The 332-nt window shown below is 62.0% G+C and carries 1 pseudogene; it reads left to right on the top strand.

Annotated elements, in window-relative coordinates:
• Nucleotides 1-332 (top strand): annotated as a pseudogene (locus ACWUKX_RS31040) (OmpA family protein); the annotation flags it as partial.

Below are 332 nucleotides of genomic sequence, written 5' to 3'. Positions count from 1 at the left end.
CTGGCAGGCCTATGTGTCGCGGCTGAGTACCCAGCCGGGCATCATCGTTGCCGAACAAAAGGTGCGCGATGGCCAATTCTATATTGCCGGCCTGAGAGATCCGCTTGCCGCCGACCCGCAGTCGCTGTTGTCCGGAACGGAGGTCGATCCCGCCCGCGTTCATTCGCAGTGGCAATTCTATCAGAGCCTTGAGCCGGAGTTCGTGCTGAAGCGGCTAACGGCGTCGCTGGCTCCGCCGGATTCAGTACGACTTTCGATCGTCAATGATCGCATCGTTGCCGAGGGTGAGGCTCCCGACACCTGGATAGATCGGGCGCGCGTAGCGGCCCGAC

The sequence above is a fragment of the Mesorhizobium sp. f-mel genome, assembly GCF_053850215.1.
The sequence above is the reverse complement of the archived record's forward strand: the minus strand, read 5'-3'. Positions and strand labels throughout refer to the sequence as shown.